The organism is Streptomyces iconiensis, assembly GCF_028657195.3.
Taxonomy (GTDB): domain Bacteria; phylum Actinomycetota; class Actinomycetes; order Streptomycetales; family Streptomycetaceae; genus Streptomyces; species Streptomyces iconiensis.
This window is the reverse complement of record NZ_JANCPR020000015.1, coordinates 133,892-153,874: the sequence shown is the minus strand read 5'-3', so window position 1 is coordinate 153,874 and position 19,983 is coordinate 133,892. Positions and strand designations below refer to the sequence as shown.

At 70.8% G+C, this 19,983-nt stretch carries 16 protein-coding genes; 15 read left to right on the top strand and 1 reads right to left on the bottom strand.

Annotated features, from left to right (window positions below):
• Positions 1-481: 481 nt before the first annotated feature.
• Positions 482-772, bottom strand: coding sequence for an antibiotic biosynthesis monooxygenase (locus tag NMN56_RS17265; RefSeq protein WP_274045306.1), 291 nt, complete (start codon positions 770-772; stop codon positions 482-484).
• A 198-nt stretch (positions 773-970) separates the two neighbouring features.
• On the opposite strand from NMN56_RS17265, the gene NMN56_RS17260 reads away from it, so the two are divergent.
• The 15 genes from NMN56_RS17260 (at position 971) to NMN56_RS17190 (ending at position 19,969) form a co-directional block, all read left to right on the top strand.
• The gene (locus tag NMN56_RS17260; RefSeq protein ID WP_274045307.1) at positions 971-1,705 is read left to right on the top strand and encodes a helix-turn-helix domain-containing protein; all 735 of its coding nucleotides are present in this window, start codon (positions 971-973) and stop codon (positions 1,703-1,705) included.
• Between the two features lie 114 nt (positions 1,706-1,819).
• A complete protein-coding gene (locus NMN56_RS17255; protein ID WP_274045309.1) occupies positions 1,820-3,199 on the top strand; it encodes an NAD(P)/FAD-dependent oxidoreductase in 1,380 nt (459 codons plus the stop codon).
• Positions 3,200-3,364: 165 nt separating this feature from the next.
• Entirely contained in the window at positions 3,365-4,762 is a 1,398-nt protein-coding gene (locus NMN56_RS17250) for an AMP-binding protein (RefSeq protein ID WP_274045310.1), read from the top strand.
• Between the two features lie 170 nt (positions 4,763-4,932).
• Positions 4,933-5,565, top strand: coding sequence for a TetR/AcrR family transcriptional regulator (locus NMN56_RS17245; RefSeq protein ID WP_274045311.1), 633 nt, complete (start codon positions 4,933-4,935; stop codon positions 5,563-5,565).
• A gap of 248 nt (positions 5,566-5,813) precedes the next feature.
• Positions 5,814-7,211 (top strand): NDP-hexose 2,3-dehydratase family protein, encoded by a 1,398-nt coding sequence (locus NMN56_RS17240; protein WP_274045312.1) that lies wholly within the window; start codon positions 5,814-5,816, stop codon positions 7,209-7,211.
• Positions 7,208-8,227, top strand: a complete 1,020-nt coding sequence (locus tag NMN56_RS17235; RefSeq protein WP_274045313.1) for an NAD-dependent epimerase/dehydratase family protein — start codon at positions 7,208-7,210, stop codon at positions 8,225-8,227. The genes NMN56_RS17240 and NMN56_RS17235 overlap by 4 nt, the downstream gene beginning before the upstream one ends.
• A 10-nt stretch (positions 8,228-8,237) precedes the next feature.
• Complete coding sequence (locus tag NMN56_RS17230) at positions 8,238-8,963, top strand: class I SAM-dependent DNA methyltransferase (RefSeq protein WP_274045315.1); 726 nt, start codon at positions 8,238-8,240, stop codon at positions 8,961-8,963.
• Positions 8,960-10,069 carry a DegT/DnrJ/EryC1/StrS family aminotransferase gene (locus NMN56_RS17225; protein ID WP_274045317.1) on the top strand — a complete coding sequence of 370 codons (1,110 nt, stop codon included), beginning with the start codon at positions 8,960-8,962 and terminating at the stop codon, positions 10,067-10,069. Before NMN56_RS17230 ends, NMN56_RS17225 begins: the two co-directional genes overlap by 4 nt.
• A 48-nt stretch (positions 10,070-10,117) precedes the next feature.
• Positions 10,118-10,708, top strand: a complete 591-nt coding sequence (locus NMN56_RS17220; RefSeq protein ID WP_274045318.1) for a dTDP-4-dehydrorhamnose 3,5-epimerase family protein — start codon at positions 10,118-10,120, stop codon at positions 10,706-10,708.
• Between the two features lie 59 nt (positions 10,709-10,767).
• Positions 10,768-11,988: a DUF418 domain-containing protein gene (locus tag NMN56_RS17215; RefSeq protein ID WP_274045319.1), complete on the top strand. Its 1,221-nt coding sequence runs from the start codon at positions 10,768-10,770 to the stop codon at positions 11,986-11,988.
• Positions 11,988-13,058 carry a glucose-1-phosphate thymidylyltransferase gene (locus tag NMN56_RS17210; RefSeq protein ID WP_274045320.1) on the top strand — a complete coding sequence of 357 codons (1,071 nt, stop codon included), beginning with the start codon at positions 11,988-11,990 and terminating at the stop codon, positions 13,056-13,058. The genes NMN56_RS17215 and NMN56_RS17210 overlap by 1 nt, the downstream gene beginning before the upstream one ends.
• Positions 13,059-13,071: 13 nt before the next feature.
• Positions 13,072-14,043, top strand: coding sequence for a dTDP-glucose 4,6-dehydratase (gene rfbB, locus NMN56_RS17205; RefSeq protein ID WP_274045321.1), 972 nt, complete (start codon positions 13,072-13,074; stop codon positions 14,041-14,043).
• A gap of 594 nt (positions 14,044-14,637) precedes the next feature.
• Positions 14,638-15,909: an NAD(P)/FAD-dependent oxidoreductase gene (locus NMN56_RS17200; protein ID WP_274045322.1), complete on the top strand. Its 1,272-nt coding sequence runs from the start codon at positions 14,638-14,640 to the stop codon at positions 15,907-15,909.
• 37 nt (positions 15,910-15,946) lie between these two features.
• Positions 15,947-17,206: a cation:proton antiporter domain-containing protein gene (locus tag NMN56_RS17195; protein WP_274045323.1), complete on the top strand. Its 1,260-nt coding sequence runs from the start codon at positions 15,947-15,949 to the stop codon at positions 17,204-17,206.
• Between the two features lie 15 nt (positions 17,207-17,221).
• On the top strand, positions 17,222-19,969 hold the full coding sequence (locus NMN56_RS17190; protein WP_274045324.1) for a helix-turn-helix transcriptional regulator: 2,748 nt from the start codon (positions 17,222-17,224) through the stop codon (positions 19,967-19,969).
• The last annotated feature ends 14 nt before the right edge of the window (positions 19,970-19,983 follow it).

Genomic DNA, 19,983 nt, shown 5'->3' with positions numbered 1-19,983 from the left:
ACTTCACGGTTCGCTTTATGATGGGACGCAGGCACTGTCAGGTGCTTCGGTACGGTTACGGAACCTGATCGGGCCGCCCGCTGAAACAGTGAGGAATGCGGGGCAGGAGACGCTGGGCGCGAATCCCTTCCGCCAGAGTGTCCAAGTGAGAGGAACCCTCTCGGTGCTCTTCGTCGAGCGCGACTCGGACTGGGTGGTGGTGAACGTGCAGTCAGAGAATTTCAGACGGGGGAAGGGCCCGTCTTCTTCATGCTTGCGGTTCCGGCATCTTCTTTCCGAAGGATCTTCCGGCGTGCCCGAAGCTGCTCGGGCCGTGCCCGTTTCGTGCCCGCTTCGGGCGCCGGAGGGAGTCGTGAGGGAGCTTCGGAGTCAGCTGCTGACGGTGCGCGTGGACGGCCGGGGGACAGCGAAAGGCCCCTGCCCGCGCGCGGCTCGGAGAAGTCCGGCTGGGGGCAGAGGCCGACGGGAGAGGTGTCCTGGGTCAGACCACGGCGACGATCTCGGCCGACTCCGCCGTGGAGTTGGCCGTGAGCGCGAACGCGGGGCCGGCCTCCGGGATCGTGGGTGCCGCGGCCAGCGCCTTCTCCATCTCCGCCGCGGAATTCCAGTACCAGTGGTCGACCCATGAACCGTCTTCGAGGCGGCCGAGGCGCGCCTCGATGAGGCCCGGGTACGACGCCCGGACTGCGGCGACGAGAACGGCCCGCTTCTCGATCATCGCCTGGTCGTTGGCGGGGTCCGTCGTGAAGCGGGTGATCCGGACGTATGTCATGTAAGTCCCTCTCTGGGGTCGCTATCTTATGTGTCACTCTAGAGGTAGACTCTATTGACGAGTCAAGTGTCCCGGCTGCTCAGTTCGGCGGGGGTTGGCCACGGGGGCCATCGCCTGGCCGTGCCCGCCCCGGTCGGCGCCGACCGGGGCGGGCCGAAAGCGGGCTCGTGGCGCGTCGTTCACTCACGGGGAGTTCTGATGCGTTCTGAGATCGAGTGCGTCGTCGAAGTCATGCGGACCCGGTACCACGAGGAACTCACGCTCTGTGCGCTCGCGGACTCGGCCCGGCTGAGTTCGTTCCACATGGCGCGGATCTTCCGGCAGGAAACCGGTCTGCCACCCGCGCGGTTCCTGGCCGCCGTGCGGCAGGAGGTCGCCAAGCGCAAGCTCCTGTACACCTCGGACCGGGTAGCCGATATCTCGGTGCAGGTCGGGTATTCCAGCCTGGGGAGCTTCACCACTCGCTTCACGAAGAGCGTCGGCGTGTCGCCGGGCCGGTTCCGCAGGCTGGCGCAGCTCGGACAGACCGCGATCGATTTCTCGGCAGGCCGGGTGGACGACGCGCCCTTCGCCTACGGGGCGATTCAGGGAACGGTCACCAGGGGGGACGGACAGTACGACCAGCCGGTCTTCGTCGCGGCGGTTCCGCCGCTCGGTCATGAGCGTCCCGCGCGCTGTTGCCGTGCCGACAGCGGGACCGGCCGATGGAACGTGCAATACGTTCCGGAGGGTTCCTGGTACGTACAGGCGGTATCACATAGGTCGGGCGCCGGGAAGCTGCCCATTGCCGTTGCGAGCGCGGGGCCTTTCTGCGTCGTACCGGGCTCGGTGATCACCGTCGAACTCGATCTGAAATCACCGTCGCAGACACGTGTATTTGATGTCGAACGTGCCGCTATTGGTGCCGCGCTGCCGGATCTCTTTGCGGCCTGAAGGAAGACGTCAGCTGGTTGAGCAATCCTGGAGAAGACACCTTTGGGCCCGCACCCCAAGAATGACTCAACAGCGGTTTCCGCATCGGAATTGCTGTCTTTCTGGGGAGGGCCCGTGAGCCTGGTCGGCGGACACGCAGTCATTATCGGAGGCTCGATCGGGGGACTGGTCGCCGCGCGTACTCTCGCCCGCAGATTCGGAACAGTGACCGTGCTGGACAGGGACACCCTGCCCGGGAATCCGGACAACAGGAAAGGCGTGCCGCAGAGTCCGCACGCCCACGCCCTGCTCATCAGCGGTCGCCAGAAGCTGGAGCAGCTCTTCCCCGGTCTCACGGACGAGCTGATCGGCGACGGCGCCGTTCCCTTCGACCCGGGCCAGGACCTGCTGTTCCATCAGATGGGCGCGCTGCGCACCCGCTTCAGCAGCGGCCAACTCGGGATCAGCCTCACGCGGGCCTTCCTGGAACACGCGGTCCGGCGCCGCGTCAGCGCGTTGCCCAACGTCGAGATCCGGGACCGTACCGCCGTCAGCGGGCTGTTCGGCGTGCCAGGACGGGTGTTGGGCGTGGAGCTGGACGACGGCAGCCGGCTCGGTGCCTCGCTGGTCGTGGACGCCACGGGCCGCAGCGCCGGCCGCACCGACCGCTGGCTGGAGCAACTCGACTGCCCGGCGCCGGAGACCACCACCGTCAAGATCGACGTCGGGTACACCACCCGCATCATGCACCGCGAGGGCGGCGAGCTGCACGAGGACGCCCTGCTCTACCTGATGTCCGCCGTGCCGCCGCACGACAAGCGGGCCGCCGCGGTCTTCGCCGTCGAGGGGAACCGCTGGATGATCACGCTGGGCGGCTGGCACCGGGCGCACGCGCCGGTGGACCCCGAAGGGTTCACCGCGTTCGCCGAGGGCCTGCGCAGCCCGGTGGTGGCGGAACTGCTCGCGCGCACCAAACCGGTCGACGACGGGAACGCGGAGCGGTTCCTGTACCCGGCCGCCAGGCGGCGCTGGTTCGAACGCCTCCGGACCGTTCCCGACGGGTTCGTGGCGATCGGCGACGCCATCTGCAGCTTCAACCCGCTGTACGGGCAGGGCATGACCGTGGCCACCCTGGAAGCGGTGGAGCTGCGGCGCTGTCTGGACCGGCACGGCGACGCGGGCTCCGCGATGGCACGCCGGTTCTACCGGTCGGCCGCGCGCGTCATCGCGACACCGTGGCAGATGTCGACGAGCAGCGACTTCATGTACCCCGAAACGGTGGGTGCCAAGGGTTTCGGCACCGACCTCATGAACGCGTACGTACGTCAGGTCATGAAGGCGAGTCACGTGTCGGTGCCCGCGCACCGCGTCATGCTCAACGTCCAGCACCTGCTGGCCAAGCCCGCTTCGGTCGTCAGGCCGGACACGGTCGTCAGGTCGCTGCTCGCCGCGCGGCGTTCCCCGGCCGACCTCTCACCGGCGGTGCCGGTGCCCGGCACCGCTCCAGCCTCATGAGTGGGGTCTCTTCTCCGGGCGGGGAAGAGACCCCACTCCTCGCACCGGCCTCGCCCGCGGCCGGGACGCAGCACTTCCGGTTCGTCAGCCGACGGTCGAGGCGGCCCCGTGCCCGCGCTCGCTGTCACACCAGGACAGCTGTTACCCACCAGGACAGGGGAAGCCGTGGCACTCACTGATCAGGTCGGCGTGGACGGGCGCGGCACGCGGCCCACGCGCGAAGCGTGGCGGCCTGCCCGCGACGCCGCGCGGCCCGCCGGCGGCTCCCGTACCGGAGGTGAAGGACCGCGCGCAGCCGCAGGCCGCGGTGCGGGCGGGGCACCGCGCACGGGCGGGCCGGCCGGCCCTCAGCCGGCGGTCCGGGGCAAGGCGACGCTCGACGGCATGTTCACCAGGGCCGCTCTGCGCAAGCCTGCCGGTGTGGCCCTGAACGACGGAGCCCACCTCCTCACCTACGCCAAGGCGGAGGCGGGCGCCGTGCAGTTGGCGACCGCGCTCGTCAGGGGCGGGGTGCAGCTGGGGGACCCGGTTGTCGTCCACTGCGACAACCACGCCCACTCGGTGCTCGCCCAACTCGCCGTGCTGAAGGCGGGAGGGGTCTGCGTGCCGGTCGAGCCCGGCGCCGACGCGGCGAGGGTGCGGCGCATCGCGCTGATCAGCGCCGCGCGGACCGTGCTGTGCAGCAGATCGACCCGGGCGCCCTGGGTGGGCCGTGCCGCCTGTCTGGTCATGGACGTCGGGACGACCTGGAGCAGGGTCGCCGCGCTGCGGGTCGACCGGGCCCTGCCGCGTTCCGAACCGACGGACGCGGCGTATCTGCTCGTCAACACCGAGGACGGGCCCGCGTTCGGTGGGCAGCTCGTGGACCACCGGGCCTGGGGCCTGGCACTCGACGCCAGGATCGAGCAGGCCGGGCGGGCCACCTGCGGAGTCTGGACCTCCCCGCTTCCGCTCGGCAGGGCGGCGCTGTCCGCGATGTGGTGGGCGTTCCGGTCCGGCGGCGTGCTGCACATCCCGTCCGGGGGAGAGGGGATCGCCGGTGCCCGGGTCGCGTCCGGCTCGGGTGTGGCGGTCCTCGACACCCGGGAGTACCGGCAGGTCCTGGAGGCGATACGGCGGACGCAGCGCCCCGTCAGGCCGCGCATGGTCGTACTGATCGGCAGCCCGTGCCCACCGGAACTCGCCGCCCTGCACTTCGAGGTGCTGCCGACCACGCGGCTGCGTGCCGAGTTCGCGCCGTCGGGCGGAGCGGTTCCCTGGACCGCCCACGAGCTGTCGGCCGAGCACCGGCAGCGGAGCGTGGGGGTGGTTGTCGGGCGGCCCGTGCCGCGTGCCCAGGTGCGCGTGCTCGACGCGGACGGGCGCGCGGTGTCACCCGGTCTGACCGGGGAGATCTGCGCTACGGGTGCCGCGCTGCCCTTCGACAGCATCCCGGGTTCCCAGTGGGCCACGTCGTCCGCGCAGCACGGCGGTACGGCTCTGCGCTCCGGGCGACTGGGGCGCCAGCGTCCTGACGGGGCCCTGGAGATCACGGGAGTGGCGGCGGCCGGCAGCCGGCCGTGAGCGCGCGCCGGTCCCCGCCCGCGAGGGTGTGGCCCCTCCGCGAGCGGCGGGGCCGGGCAGTCATACTTGCCTGGCCTGCTGGAGTGGACGGTCTCCCCCATGCCAGTTCCACCAACGCGCCATCCGGTGGCGCCCCAGACGCTGAAGCAGTGACGAGGAAGTGATCAGGAATGGTGCAGAAGTCCCCCGGCCGTCGTCTGAAGGCGCAGCAGACGCGCGACAGGATGCTGGACGCCGCGATGAAGCTGTTCGTCGAGCACGGTTACGGAGCGACGACCATCGAGTCCATCGCCCGTGAGGCCGGGGTCGCGGTGCAGACGATCTACTTCTCGTTCGGGAGCAAGCAGCAGATCCTCAAGGAACTGATCGACGTTCACATCGCGGGCGACGAGGACCCCGTGCCGACCCTGGACAGGCCCCAGGTCGTCGAGGCGCTGGAGGAGGAGGACCCGCGGCGGCAGTTGCGGCTCCAGGCGCACCTGACGCGGCTCGTGTTCGAGCGGGTCGGCCCGCTGCTCGAAGTGCTCCGCAACGCCGCGGCCACCAGTGGGGACGGTGCCGAGCTGTGGGAAGCGAACAAGAGTCAGCGCACCGTCGTCCAGCGTCGCTTCGTGGAGTCGCTGGAGGCCAAGGACGCGCTCGCGAAGGGGCTCGACGTCGAGCGGGCCGTCGACATCTCGCACGCGCTGCTGAGCCCTGAGCTGTTCCACCTGCTGGTGACCGAGCGCGGCTGGACGCCGCAGGAGTGGGAGCAGTGGGTGTACGAGGGGCAGTGCCACCATCTGATCGGTCCGCCGGCCTGAGCCGCCGGCGCGTGCGACGGCTGTCTTCCTCCGCCGCGCCCGTGCCGGTGAGTGTCTCCGTGCCCCTGTCCGTGTGCGTATCCGTGGCCCCGCGCGAGGCGTTCGGGTAGCTGGGTCCTGCCTTCTTCGAATTGAGTAAACGGAGCACGGTAAGAGCAATCTGGGAGACGCCAAAAGGCGGCGGGTTCGGCGAAAATGAGTAACCGCTGAAAGTGCAAGGTCGATGCCGATCTAGCCGAGAGTTGCTCATGAAGGAATTTCTCACCGAGGAACCGCAGGCTCCGGCTGCTTTCCGCCGATGGTTCGAGTCCGCGCGCAGGAACATCTACACCTGTGTGGAGCGCGTGCCGTTGGCCTCCGTGAGCGGCTGGGACTGCGCGCCCGAAGCGGCGGCGCTGACACACACCAGTGGCCGGTTCTTCTCGGTCGAGGGGCTCCGCACACACCATTCCGGTGGTGCTGTTCCGTGCTGGGACCAACCCATAATCAACCAGCCGGAAACAGGAATTCTTGGAATTCTGGTGAAGCGGTTCGACGGTGTTCCGTACTGCCTCGTGCAGGCGAAGGCCGAGCCGGGGAACATCAACGGGCTCCAGATTTCCCCGACCGTGCAGGCGACGCGCAGCAACTTCACCGGAGTGCACCGGGGCAAAGACGTCCCGTATCTCGACTTCTTCCGGAACGTCGACGCACGCTCGACCGCCGGCGGAACCCGCGTGCTCGCCGACGTACGGCAGTCAGAACAGGCGTCGTGGTTTCTGCGCAAGCGCAACCGCAACATGATCGTCGAGGTGCTGGAGGACGTCGAACCGGCCGAGGGGTTCCACTGGCTGTCGCTCGACGAGCTGCGGGGTCTGCTCAGGTTCGACGATCTGGTCGGCATGGACGCGCGCAGCGTGCTCGCCTGCTTCCCGCCGCCGGGCCCGGTGCACGAGCCGCGCCCGTACGCGCCGCAGAGCTCGCCGTGCGGCCCCGTCACCAGCGAAGCGGCCCTGAGCTGGATCACCGCGGCACGCAGCTGGGCCGAGGTGCGCACCGAGCGGCTGCCGCTCACCGGGCTCCGGCACTGGCGGCGCGGGCCCGACGCCCTGGTCCATGAGAGCGGGCGCTTCTTCGACGTGATCGGCGTACGGGTGGAGGCGTGCGGCCGGGAGGTCGGCGCATGGGCCCAGCCGATGATCGCCGCCCACGGGACCGGGGTTGTCGCCTTCCTCCTCACACGGTTCGACGGGGCGCCGCACGTACTGGTCCACCAGCGGGTGGAGCCGGGTTTCGTGGACGTGGTCGAGCTGGGCCCCACCGTGCAGTGCACGCCGGGCAACTACGACGGGCTGCCGCCGGCCGCGCGCCCCCTGTTCCTCGACGAGGTGCTGACGGCCGAGCCGCACCGGGTGCTGTTCGACACCACGCTCTCCGACGAGGGCGGCCGGCTGTTCCACACCCGCAGCCGTCACCTCGTCGTGGAGACGGACGCACGGCCTGACCACCCCGACTACCGCTGGCTGACGCCGGCCCAGCTCTCCGGGCTGCTGCGCCACAGCCACTACGTCAACATGCAGGCGCGGAGCCTCCTGGCGTGCCTGCACGCGCTCCGGGACCCGGTTGACCGGGCACCCCGGCGCGAGCGAGGAGAAGTCGGCGCATGACGTCCCAGCAGCGGGATCAGCGGAAGCGGCGCACGGTCGCCGTGCTCGGAGCCTCGGGCTTCGTCGGGTCGGCCGTCACGGCGGCGCTGGCACGCCAGGACATCCGGTTACGGGCGGTGGCACGCCGTCCCAGCCACGTGCCCGGCGCGGAAGCGGCGGGAGGTGGCGCGGCCGGTATCGAGATACGGCGGGCCGACCTCACCAGGCCCGGCGAACTGGCGGAGGCCGTGGCCGGTGCCGACGTGGTGATCCACCTCGTCATGCACAGCGGTGGCTGGCGCGCGGCCGAGAGCGATCCGGCGAGCCGGGCGGTCAACGTCGGCGTGATGGAGAACCTGTGCGAGGCGCTGGGCGGTGACCGTGCCGGGCGCCCGCCGCCGCTGGTGGTGTACGCGGGGGCCGCCTCCCAGATCGGTCTGCCGCCGGACCGCCCCATCGACGGCAGTGAGCCCGACCACCCCGCGACCGCTTACGACCAGCACAAGCTCGCCGCCGAACGGCTGCTGAAGGAGGCCAGCGCGCGGGGCGTGGTGCGCGGCGTGAGCCTGCGGCTGCCGACCGTCTTCGGCCATGTGCCGGACTCGCGGGCGGCCGACCGCGGGTTCGTCGCCTTCATGGTCCGCCGCGCGCTGTCCGGTGAATCGCTCACCCTGTGGCACGACGGGACGGTCCGCCGGGACCTCGTCCATGTCGAGGACGTGGCCGGGGCGTTCGTCGCGGCGCTCGGTCACCCGGACGCGCTCGCCGGCCGGCACTGGCTGCTCGGCGCCGGCCGCGGAGATCCGCTCGGGGACGTGTGCCGCACCGTGGCCGAACTGGTGGCCGCCCGGGAGGGGAAGCCGCCCGTGCCTGTCGTCTCCGTCCAGCCGCCCGAGGGTGCGCCGGCCACGGACTTCCGGAGCGTGACCATCGACGCTTCCCCGTACCGGGCCATCACGGGCTGGCGGCCCGGTGTACCGCTGCGCGCGGCGCTGGAGCGCACCGTCGCCGCCCTGGCCGACGCCCGAGGAGAGTGAGGGAACAGCCGTGTACGGACCGGAGTTCGCCGAGATCTACGACCACGTGTACACACTGCGCGGCAAGGACTACCCGGCGGAGAGCAAGCAGGTGACCGAACAGATCCGCTGCCGACTGCCCGGGGCCTCCTCACTGCTCGATGTCGCCTGCGGCACCGGCGGGCACCTGCGCTACCTGAAGGAGGCGTTCGCCCACGTCGAGGGCCTCGAACTGTCCGGGGCGATGCTGTCCGTCGCGCGGAAGAGGATGCCGGGAACCCCGCTGCACCAGGGCGACATGCGCGGGTTCGACCTCGGCCGGACGTTCGACGCCGTGGTCTGCATGTTCGCGTCGGTGGCCCACCAGAGCGCCGCCGAACTGGCCACCACGGCACAGTGCTTCGCACGGCACCTGCGTCCCGGCGGTGTCGTCGTCGTCGAACCCTGGTGGTTCCCGGAGACCTTCGCCGAGGGCTATGTGGCCGCTGACGTCCTGATGCCCGACCACCGCACGATCGCCCGCGTCTCGCACGCCCACCGCGAGGGCGACGCCTCGCGCATGGAGGTGCACTACGTCGTCGCCGAACCCGAGAGCGGCGTCCGGCACTTCGTCGAGTCCTACGTGCACCAGCTGTTCCCGCGGGCCCTGTACGAACGGGCCCTGAGCGACGCCGGGTTCAGCACCGAGTACATCGGAGGCGCTCAAGCCGGCCGTGGCCTGTTCCTCGGCGTGAAGGAAGGAGCACAGCGACCATGACGACCAGAGTCTGGGACTACCTGGAGGAGTACGGGGCCGAACGGGAGGACATCCTCGACGCCGTCGACACGGTCTTCAGCTCCGGGCGGCTCATCCTGGGCGGCAGCATGCGGGCCTTCGAGGAGGAGTTCGCGGCCTACCACGGCATGCCGCACTGCGTGAGCGTCGACAACGGCACCAACGCCGTCAAGCTCGCGCTCCAGGCCCTCGGCGTCGGCCCGGGTGACGAGGTCGTCACCGTCGCCAACACCGCGGCGCCGACGGTGGTCGCCATCGACGCGGTGGGCGCCACGCCGGTCTTCGTCGACATCGACCCCGACACCTATCTCATGGACACCACACAGGTGGCCGCCGCGCTGACGGACCGCACCCGCTGTCTGCTGCCCGTCCACCTGTACGGCCAGTGCGTCGACCTGGAGCCGCTGCGGAGCCTCGCCCGGGAGCACGGTCTGGTCGTGCTGGAGGACTGCGCCCAGGCGCACGGTGCCACCCGGAACGGCGTACGGGCCGGCACCACCGGCGACGCGGCGGCCTTCTCCTTCTACCCGACGAAGGTGCTCGGCGCCTACGGCGACGGCGGCGGCATGCTCGTCCGCGACGAGGACATCGCCCAGCGGATGCGCCGACTGCGTTACTACGGCATGGAGGAGCGTTACTTCGTCGTCGAGACGCCGGGCCACAACGCCCGCCTCGACGACGTCCAAGCGGAGATCCTGCGGCGCAAACTGACCCGGCTCGACGGCTACATCGCCGCCCGGCGTGCCGTCGCCGAGCGCTATGCGGCCGGGCTCGCAGGCACCGGCCTCGTGCTGCCGTCCGTCGCACCGGGCAACGACCACGTGTACTACGTGTACGTGGTGCGGCACCCGATGCGGGACCGGATACTCAAGGCGCTCCACGACCACGACATCGAGCTGAACATCAGCTATCCCTGGCCCGTCCACACCATGACCGGGTTCAGCCACCTCGCCGGCCGGACCGGGCCGCTCCCGGTGACCGAGTCGCTCGCCGACGAGATCTTCTCGCTGCCCATGTACCCGTCGCTGCCCGAGCGGACGCAGGACCGGGTGATCGACGCGTTGCGCGAGGTGCTCGCGGCGCTGTAGCACCGGCCGCCCTCTGCGTTCCGACAGCGGGCCCGTTCAGGAGGAGCCATGGAAATACGTGAACTCGCCGTCGAGGGAGCAGTGGAGTTCACTCCGCGGACCTTCCCCGACGCACGCGGTCTCTTCGTCTCACCGTTCCAGGAGGCGGCCTTCGAAAAGGCCGTCGGGCGCCGTCACTTCCCGGTGGCGCAGACCAACCACAGCAGGTCGGCCCGTGGCGTCGTACGCGGGGTGCACTTCACCGTGACGCCGCCCGGCACCGCCAAGTACGTCTACTGCGCGCACGGCGCGGCCATCGACATCGTCGTCGACATCCGGGTGGGTTCCCCGACGTACGGCCGGTGGGACTCCGTGCTGCTCGACCCGGTCGGCTTCCGCGCCATGTACTTCCCTGTCGGCGTCGGGCACGCCTTCATCGCGCTGGAGGACGACACGGTCATGTCCTACATGCTCACCAGCTCCTACGTTCCGGAGAACGAACTCGCCCTCTCCGTCCTCGATCCCGAGCTGGGGCTGCCCCTTCCCGACGGCATCGACCCGGTAATGTCCGAACGGGACCTCGCCGCGCCGACGCTCGCCGAGGCCAGGGCCGCCGGCCTCCTCCCCGCCTACCCGGTCTGCCGGGAGCTGGGACTGTGAGCGGGCACGGGACCACGCCCCCCGGCGGGGCCGCGGCACGGCCGGCCGGACGCCGGAGTATGACGGCGGCCGAGCGGTCGCCGGCGCCCGACATCGCGCGGGGCTTCATGCTGCTGCTGATCGCCCTGGCCCACGCACCCATGTACGTCACCACCAGCGACCCCGGTCCTGTGACGCATCCGGAAGGGGGCGACGCGCTCGACCGCGTCGTCACCTTCCTCAGCCTGGACCTCGTCGACAACCGGGCCTACCCGATGTTCGCCGCCCTCTTCGGCTACGGCATGGCCACGCTGGTCATGCGGCAACGCGCTGCCGGGGCCACCGGGCCGCTGGCGGCCGGGCTGCTGCGCCGGCGCGGGGTGTTCCTCATCCTGTTCGGCCTCGTCCACTTCTTGCTGATCTTCCCGGCCGACATCCTCGCGCCGTACGGGCTGGCCGCCCTCGCCTTCGGCTGGCTGCTCACCCGCGGGGACCGCGCGCTGCACCGGGGCGTGGTGATCAGCGCCGCGGTCGCCGCTGTCCTGGTCCCCCTGTTGTCCGTCGCGATGGAGCTGGAGGCGGGAGGCGAGCGGACACGCGGCACCCTCTGGGCCCACGACTACGGTCAGGCGGTGGTCGACCGGCTCTCGGAGGCGCCGCTCGCCGCCGTGCACATCCTGCTCGGCTGGCCGATCCTGACCGCCGTCCTCGTCGGCGCCGTGGCCGCGCGCAGGCGCTACCTCGACGACCCCGCCGCGCACCGGGCCCTGCTCCGGCGCACCGTGCTGCTCGGCGGCTCCGTCTCGGTGCTCGGCGGTGTGCCGCTGGCGCTGGTGGGCGCGGGTGCCTGGGGGATCGGCGAGCTGGCGACAGGCGCCGTGACGGCGCTGCACATCGTCACAGGCTTCGGCGGAGGGCTCGCGTACGCAGCCGCCTTCGGGCTGCTCGTCGCGCGCTCGGGGAGCGGGGATACCTCGCCGGTGACCCGCGCCCTGGCGGCCGTCGGACGCCGCTCACTGACCAGCTACCTCCTCCAGTCCGCGTTGCTCGCGCTGCTCCTCGCACGGGTCGCTTTCGGCCTCGGCGACGAGATCCACGCCACCGGTGCCGCCGTCGTCGCCGTCGGCGTCTGGCTCACCGTCGTCGCCGTGGCCGTCGCGCTGGAACACGCGGGGCTGCGCGGGCCGCTGGACGCGCTCATGCGCCGGCTCGTCTACGGACGGGCCGCCCGTGCCCGGCCGGTGGAAACGGTCCCGGAGCAGGCAGAGCGCCACCGGTCCGCACAGGGAGGAGGCTCGTGATGAAGGCCCTGGTCCTGGCCGGCGGAACCGGAACCCGCTTACGGCCCTTCAGCCACACCATGCCCAAACAGCTCATCCCCCTCGCCAACAAGCCCGTCCTGGTGCACGTCCTGGAGGACATCCGCGCGCAGGGCATCACCGAGGTGGGAGTCGTGGTGGGCGGATACGCCGACGACATCGCCGCGGCGCTCGGCGACGGCTCCGCGCTCGGGCTGCGGATCAGCTACCTCCCGCAGGACCGGCCCCGGGGGCTGGCCGACTGCGTCCGGATCGCTCAGGGGTTCCTGCGCGAAGCGGACTTCGTGATGTATCTCGGGGACAACATGCTGCCGCAGGGCATCGCCGGCGTCGTGGCGGACTTCCGCGGCGGCGGCGCCGACGCGCAGCTCGCCGTCCAGTCCGTCGGCGACCCACGGGCCTTCGGCGTGGCCGAACTGGACGGCCACGCCCGGGTGGCGCGGGTCGTGGAGAAGCCGCAGCGCCCCCGCAGCGACCTGGCGCTCATCGGTGTGTACGTCTTCACCCGGCGGATACACGAGGCCGTCGCGCACATCGCGCCGAGCGCGCGGGGGGAACTGGAGATCACCGACGCGGTGCAGTGGCTGGTCGACGCCGGGCACAGGGTCAGCGCGTCCCGCTACACCGGCTACTGGCGGGACGTGGGCACGGTCGACGACATGCTGGAGTGCAACCGTGAACTGCTGCGCGCCCTCGTCCCTTCGATGGAGGGTAAGGCCGACGACGCCAGCGAACTGATCGGCCCGGTCCGGCTCGGTACGGACAGCCGGGTGGTCAACTCACGCATCACCGGCCCCGTGAGCATCGGACGCGGCACGGTGATCGAAGACAGCGTCGTGGGACCCGACACCGTGATCGGCGACGACTGCGTGCTGAGCGGGGCCCGCCTGGAGTGCTCCATCGTGCTCGACGCCGCGACCATCAGCGCTGTCGGGAACATCCACGGCTCGGTCATCGGCCGGTCCGCCCTGGTGGCAGCCGCCGAAGGGGACAGAAGCGGCCACCGCCTGGTGGTCGGCGATCACACGAGCGTGCACATGCTGACGACCTGATGAGGCGAACCGAATGAGAATCCTTGCGACGGGTGGAGCGGGCTTCATCGGTTCGCGCTACGTGCGGGCCCTGCTGGAGGGTGCCTACCCGGGCCACGAGGCCGCCGAGGTCACCGTGCTCGATCTGCTCACCTACGCGGGCAACCGGGCCAATCTTCCCGCCGCACACCCGCGGCTCACGTTCGTACACGGTGATGTCTGCGACGCGCCGATGCTCCTCGACCTGCTCCCGGGACACGACGCCGTCGTCCACTTCGCCGCCGAGTCGCACGTCGACCGGTCGCTCGACGCGCCGGCCGAGTTCGTCAGGACCAATGTCGCCGGGACCCAGACCCTGCTGGAGGCGTGCCTGCGCACCGGCGTGCCCCGTGTCCTGCACGTGTCTACGGACGAGGTCTACGGCTCCATAGAGCGCGGCTCGTGGACCGAGGAATGGCCGCTGGACCCCAGCTCCCCGTACGCGGCGACCAAGGCCGGCAGCGACCTGGTCGCCCGCTCCTACTGGCACAGCCACGGGCTCGACGTGTCGGTGAGCCGCTGCTCCAACAACTACGGCCCCTACCAGCACGCCGAGAAGCTCATTCCGCTCTTCACCACCAGGCTCCTCAAGGGCCGCCCCGTGCCGCTCTACGGTTCCGGCGCCAACGTCCGGGAGTGGATGCACGTGGACGACCACTGCCGTGCGCTTCAGCTCATCCTCACCGAGGGACGGTCGGGACAGGTGTACAACATCGGCGGGGGCACACCGCTGACCAACCTCCAGGTCACCGAACGGCTCCTCGTCCTGTGCGGCGCCGACCCGGACCGGGTGCGCCACACCGCCGACCGCAAGGGCCACGACCGGCGCTACGCCCTGGACGGCGGCAAGCTCCGCGAGGAGCTGGGGTTCGAGCCCGCCGTCCCCTTCGAGCAAGGGCTTGCGGAGACGGTCGCCTGGTACCGGGACAACCCCGACTGGTGGGCCGACGCGGACGACAGCGCGTGACGATTCCGGCGGAGCAGCACGGGAGATGACGCCGTAGGCCGCAGGAGCCGCACTTTTCGAGACGGCGCGAAATGCGTCAGGGGCCATCAGGAACGTCAAGAAGAGGTCATTCCGGCGGAGTTTCTCGCGCTGCCCCGCACTTCGCGCCGACTGCCTGATGCCGAGCGGCGTCAATTTCCGAAACCGCCGCGATTCCTGGCGGCGGACCCGGTGTTCGCCGAACCCCGCCGGCCGGCCCCTTGCCGGCCTGGAGGCGGTCCGGGAGCGGGGGTCGTGCAACTCAAGTGCCGCCGCCGTGTGTCCGCGCCCGCCTGCGCGGACGAGGCGGACGGCGACCTGAGGGATCCCGGTCAGGCCCGCGGGGCCTGTGTGTGCCGGACCCCGGCGGTGCGGCTGCGCTTCTTCACCTCACCTGTCCCGTCCACCCCTCCGAGCCGCGTACCCCAAGGGGCGGCGGGCTCCGGACACGTCGCCGAACGGGCATCCAGAAATACTCCAGAACACCTTCATGTGCCGGGCTTCAGACTTCGAGGAACGCAGAGACGCGTCCCGCCCAGGCGGCGTGCGCTGTCCACGATTGGGGAGGATCTGCAATTGTCCGCTCTCATTGGAGTACCGGAAGAATTCGATGTCATCGTCATAGGCGGAGGGCCGGCCGGTTCCACCACCGCTGGTCTTCTCGCGAAGCGTGGACACCGTGTCCTCGTGCTCGACCGCGAGCGCTTTCCCCGCTACCACGTGGGCGAGTCGCTCATCCCCGCCTTCATGCGTCCCATGCAGGAACTCGGCCTGACCGAGCGCATGGACAAGCGCGGCTTCGAGCGGAAGTACGGCGGCACGCTGGTCTGGGGCAACGCGCAGGTGCCGTGGAACTTCTCCTTCATCGAGGGCGGAACCCACGAGTACGCGTACCACACCCGCCGTGCCGACATGGACTCGCTGATCCTCGACCGAGCCCGTGAACTGGGCGCTTACATCATCGAGGAAGCCACGGTGAAGGGGCCCATCGAGACCGAGGGCCGCGTCACGGGAGTCCGCTTCACACTGCGCGGTACGGACGGCGTCCACGAGGCGCGGGCCAAGCTCGTCGTCGACGCCTCAGGGCAGGCCCGGCTGCTCAGCCGCAAGTACGCCGACATCACCTGGCACGAGGAGCTGCGGAACGTCGCGGTCTGGACGTACTTCGACAACTGCGAGCGGCTGCCGGGCGACGAGTACACCAACATCCTCATCGAGGGCCTCGACGAGGGCTGGTTCTGGGCCATCCCCATCGACAAGGGCACCATCAGCGTCGGCTATGTGACCCGGTCGGAAGAGGCTGGCAAACACGCCTCGCTGGAGGCGATGTTCAGGACCGAGGCGGAGAAGTCGACCAAGCTCAAGAAGATGCTGGCCGGCGCCAACCAGGCGGCGGGCTGGCGGTCCGCACGCGACTGGTCGTACACCAGCCAGAGCTTCACCGGCAACGGCTGGGTGTGCGTGGGCGACTCCGCCGCCTTCGTCGACCCGCTGTTCTCCACCGGCGTCGCGCTGGCCACGCTGGCGGGCAGCACACTGTCGAAGATCGTCGACCAGATCATCCAGCACCCGAAGATCGAGGAGCAGGCGCTCAAGCGCTATGTGACCGCCTACCGGGGCTTCTTCGACGAGATCAGGTCCTTCGTCGAGCGCTTCTACGACCGTACGAAGTACAAGGAGTTCTACCACTCGCTCGCCCAGGAGATGGTCGACCCCGAGCGCGAGCGCACCCCGTCCGCCGACTTCGTGCAGCTGATCTCCGGGCTCAGCGGCAATCACCCGATGCTCACGCTCACCATCGACGACCTCATCGACCAGGAGGGCGCGTCCGTGCCCGCACAGAACTGACCACCAACGAGAGGAGGGCGAGCGGGACACGCCGGACATGACCAGTCATCAGGTGCAACTGCTCTTCATCGACCTCGGACTGATCCTCTTCCTGGCCCGCACGTTGGGCTACCTCGCGACCCGCGTCAACCAGCCCGCGGTCGTGGGCGAGATCGTCGCGGGCGTCCTGCTCGGGCCGAGCCTGTTCAACGGGGCCGTTCCCGACCTGCTGTTCCCCGCCGACATCCGCCCGCTGCTCGCGGGCATGGCGGATGTCGGCGTGGCGCTGTTCATGTTCGCGATCGGCCTGGAACTGGAGCGCGCCACGCTGCGGGGCAGGAGCCGGGTCACCGGAGGGGCGATCGTCGGTTCCACCGTCGCGCCGTTCCTGCTCGGCATCGGGCTGGCCTTCTACCTGCTGCGCACGCACGAACCCGAGAACAGGGCGGGATTCGTCGTGTTCATCGGGCTCGTGATCTCCGTGACGGCGTTTCCCGTGCTCGCCCGGATACTCAGCGAGCGCGGCCTCAGCAAGAGCGCCATCGGTGGCATCGCCCTCGCCACAGCGGCGTCGGTGGACGTCGTGGCCTGGACCGCCCTCGCGGCGGTCCAGGCCACGATGGACGGCAGCGACGAGCACTGGCGGGTGGCCCTCGCCATTCCCTACGTCCTGATAACGGCGTTCGTCGTCCGGCCGGTGCTGCGCGCGGTGTTCGTCCGGAAGGGGCGGGCGGTCGCCCTCGGCCCGTGGCACCTGCCCATGCTGTTCACCGGGGTGCTGCTCTCCGGGGCGGCCACCGAGGCGATGGGGATGCACTTCATCTTCGGCGCCTTCCTGTTCGGCACGGTGATGCCCCGCGAGAAGACCGCCGCGCTGCGCGCGGAGATCCACGAACGGACGGGACAGGTCACCTCGCTGCTGCTGCCCGTCTACTTCGTGGTGGCCGGACTCGGGGTGGACCTCGGGTCCATGAACGCGGGCCGGTTCGCCGAACTCGCGTTGATCCTCGTGGTCGCGGTCGTCGGGAAGATCGGCGGCACCTACCTCGGCGCCCGCAGCCAGGGCCTGCCTGCCCGCCCGGCCGTCAGCCTCGGCGTCCTGATGAACACCAGAGGACTGACGGAGCTGGTCATCCTCGGCGTCGGCCTGCAAATCGGCCTGCTCGACACCGAGATGTACTCGCTGATGGTCGTCATGGCCGTGGTCACCACCGCCATGACGGGTCCGCTGCTCGCCCGCATCCACCGCAAACCCCTGGACCTCGCACGGGAGCCCGAGCCCGTCGGGCCGGGGCCCACGACCGTTTCGAAGACGTAAGGGGGAGAGGAGAGCATGCGTTTGGTCGGACTGGACCGCGAACTACGTCGACTCAACGGGCTGCTGCACACCTGCTCGGACGGGGAGGGCGGCGGCGCCGCGGTCATCGGCGGCGCCATGGGCTGCGGCAAGACGGAGCTGCTCACCGCCCTGAAGGACCAGGCCGCTGACCAGGGCTGGCGGATACTGGACGCCGTGGGCTCCTGGCCGGAGCGGCGCTCGCCCGGCAGTGTGCTCAAGCAGCTGCTGTGCTCGGCCGACGCCCTGCCCGGCGCCGCCGAACTGCTCGACACCGTGCGCGGTGCGTGCGGGCGCGTCACCGAGGAGCGGAGCGACGGGACGTGGACGCTCGACGCGGCGGCCACGGACGCCCTGCACCAGCTGCGGGCCGAAGTGGTCCGGGCGGCCGGCGACGTCCCGGTGCTGCTGTGCGTGGACGACGTCCAGTTCGCCGACTCCCTCTCGCTGCACTGGCTCCGCCGGCTCATCCGGCAGCTGCGGCAGGCGCGCATCGTCCTGGTGCTCACCGAGTGCCCCCTGTGGCGCCCCGCCCACCCCGAGCTGCACGCCGAGCTGCTGCGCCAGCCCCACCACCTCGCTCTGACACTGGGCACGCTCTCGCCCGAGGGGGTCGCCGAACTTCTCGCAGACCACCTGGGCAGCACCGCCGACGAGGGCTTCACCGAGAGGTGCCACCAGCTCAGCGGCGGCAATCCACTCCTCATCCGGGCCCTGCTCGTGGACTCCAGCCACCTGTCGGGCCAGGCCGCACCGGTGGTCGGGGACACCTTCGGCGACATGCTGCTGAGCTGCCTGCACCGGGGGCGCCCCGAGCTGCTGCGCCTCACCCGGGTACTGGCCGCGGTCGACGGCGACATCCACGCCCCGGAGCTGCTCGCCCGGCTCGCAGGACAGGAGCACGTCGCCGTCGTCCGGGGGACACGCGCGCTGGGGGCGGCCGGCTTCCTGGACGGCACCCGGCTGCGGCACCCCCTCGCCGCCCAGGCGGTGCTGGAGGGGCTCAGCGTGGCGGAGCGCAGCGCGATGCACCGGGAGGCGGCCCTCATGTGCTACGAGGAAGGGGTCGCCGTCACCCGCACGGCCCGGCATCTGCGTCACTGCGCCGCCGAGGGCGGGGCGCTTCCGTGGGCGGTGCCCGTACTGCAGGAGGCGGCCGAGCGGCATCTGAACGCCGACCAGGTCGCCGAGGCGCACTCCTGTCTGGAGGCGGCGCTGCGGTTCAGCGCCGACGACGGCGAACGGGTCGGCCTGCGCGCCCTGCTGACCTCGACGGCGTGGATGCTCAACCCGTCGATCAGCACGCCCCACCTCGGCGAGCTGGCGATCGCCCTGAGCGACGGCCGCCTTCCGGTCCGGCACACCCTGACCCTCGCCAAGTACCTCCTGTGGCACGGCCGGTTCGGCGAGGCGGTGCGCGCCATCGCGCAGATGGACGAGGGCGACGGGCCGGCCGACCCGGAGCACGCGGCCGAAGTGCGGGCGACCTGGGAACTGCTGTCCGTCACCTATCCCGTGGTGCTGGCACCGACCCGCAAGGGCCCCGCACACGGCGACCCGCGTACGCGCGCTGCCCTGGCGCTCTCGCAGGTCCTCGCGCACGGACCCAGCGAGGGCGCCGTGGCCGAGGCCGAGGCGGCGATGCGTGCCATGCGTCTCAACAAGCACAACCAGGAATGGCTCATATGCGCCGTGGCGGCGCTGTCGTTCGCCGACCGTACGGAGGCCGCCGCGCGCTGGTGCGACCACTGGCTTGAGGAAGCACGCTGCCGGCAAGTCCCGCTCTGGACAGCGGAATTCGCGTCCTTGCGGGCCGGTATCGCGTTGCGCAGGGGAGCGCTGGCACGCGCCAGGACGCTGGCCGAGGCCGCTTTGGCGCAGGTCCCAGCGGACAGCTGGGGCGTCTGCATCGGCGGCCCGCTGGCCAACCTGATCCAGGCGGCGACGGACTCGGGAGATCTCGCGGCAGCTGCCGAATACCTGGCGCAGCCCGTGCCCGACGGCATGTTCTCCAGCCGCTTCGGCCTGCCCTACCTGCACGCCAGGGGCGCCTACCACATGGCGACCGGCCGGCCGTACGCCGCACTCGACGACTTCACACGATGCGGGGAACTGATGACGAACTGGGGTTTCGACCAGCCGACCCTGCTGCCCTGGCGCAGCAGCGCGGCGCGCGCGCACCTGGCCCTGTCCGACGTGCGGTCGGCGCGCGAACTGGCAAGGGAACAGGCGGAGTTGGCGGGGGAGGGGCTCTCCCGCGCCCGCGGGATCTCGCTGCGGACCTGCGCGGCGGCCGGCGGTCCCGGAGAACGGACCGGGCTGCTGGAGGAGGCAGCGGAGAACCTTCGCTTCTGCGGCGACCGGTTCCAGCTCGCGGGGGCCCTCGGCGAACTGGGTCATGCCTACGCGCTGGAGAAGCGGCCGGCTCGGGCCAGGGCCGTGCAGGAGGAGGCGGAGGGGCTCAGGCGCGCGTGCGAGGCCGTCGCTCCCGCCGCCGGACACCCGGGCGCCGCACCGGACCCCGCACGGACGCGGGCCGGGACGGCGCTGGACCGGCTGAGCGGCGCGGAGCGCCGTGTGGTGGCGCTGGCCGCGCACGGCAGGACCAACAAGGAGATCGCCGGTGCGCTGACCGTGACCGTGAGCACGGTCGAACAGCACCTCACGAACGCCTTCCGGAAGCTCGGCATCCGGAGTCGGAGAGAACTGCCGAAGAAGAACTTCCTGGAAGCGGCAACGAGCTGAGCAGGCACCACCGG

Coding starts and splice junctions, on each gene's coding strand:
- NMN56_RS17265 (WP_274045306.1), bottom strand. CDS start 772: ATGACATACGTCCGGATCACCCGCTTCACGACGGACCCCGCCAACGAC.
- NMN56_RS17260 (WP_274045307.1), top strand. CDS start 971: ATGCGTTCTGAGATCGAGTGCGTCGTCGAAGTCATGCGGACCCGGTAC.
- NMN56_RS17245 (WP_274045311.1), top strand. CDS start 4,933: ATGGTGCAGAAGTCCCCCGGCCGTCGTCTGAAGGCGCAGCAGACGCGC.
- NMN56_RS17240 (WP_274045312.1), top strand. CDS start 5,814: ATGAAGGAATTTCTCACCGAGGAACCGCAGGCTCCGGCTGCTTTCCGC.
- NMN56_RS17235 (WP_274045313.1), top strand. CDS start 7,208: ATGACGTCCCAGCAGCGGGATCAGCGGAAGCGGCGCACGGTCGCCGTG.
- NMN56_RS17225 (WP_274045317.1), top strand. CDS start 8,960: ATGACGACCAGAGTCTGGGACTACCTGGAGGAGTACGGGGCCGAACGG.
- NMN56_RS17220 (WP_274045318.1), top strand. CDS start 10,118: ATGGAAATACGTGAACTCGCCGTCGAGGGAGCAGTGGAGTTCACTCCG.
- NMN56_RS17215 (WP_274045319.1), top strand. CDS start 10,768: ATGACGGCGGCCGAGCGGTCGCCGGCGCCCGACATCGCGCGGGGCTTC.
- NMN56_RS17210 (WP_274045320.1), top strand. CDS start 11,988: ATGAAGGCCCTGGTCCTGGCCGGCGGAACCGGAACCCGCTTACGGCCC.
- rfbB (WP_274045321.1), top strand. CDS start 13,072: ATGAGAATCCTTGCGACGGGTGGAGCGGGCTTCATCGGTTCGCGCTAC.
- NMN56_RS17195 (WP_274045323.1), top strand. CDS start 15,947: ATGACCAGTCATCAGGTGCAACTGCTCTTCATCGACCTCGGACTGATC.
- NMN56_RS17190 (WP_274045324.1), top strand. CDS start 17,222: ATGCGTTTGGTCGGACTGGACCGCGAACTACGTCGACTCAACGGGCTG.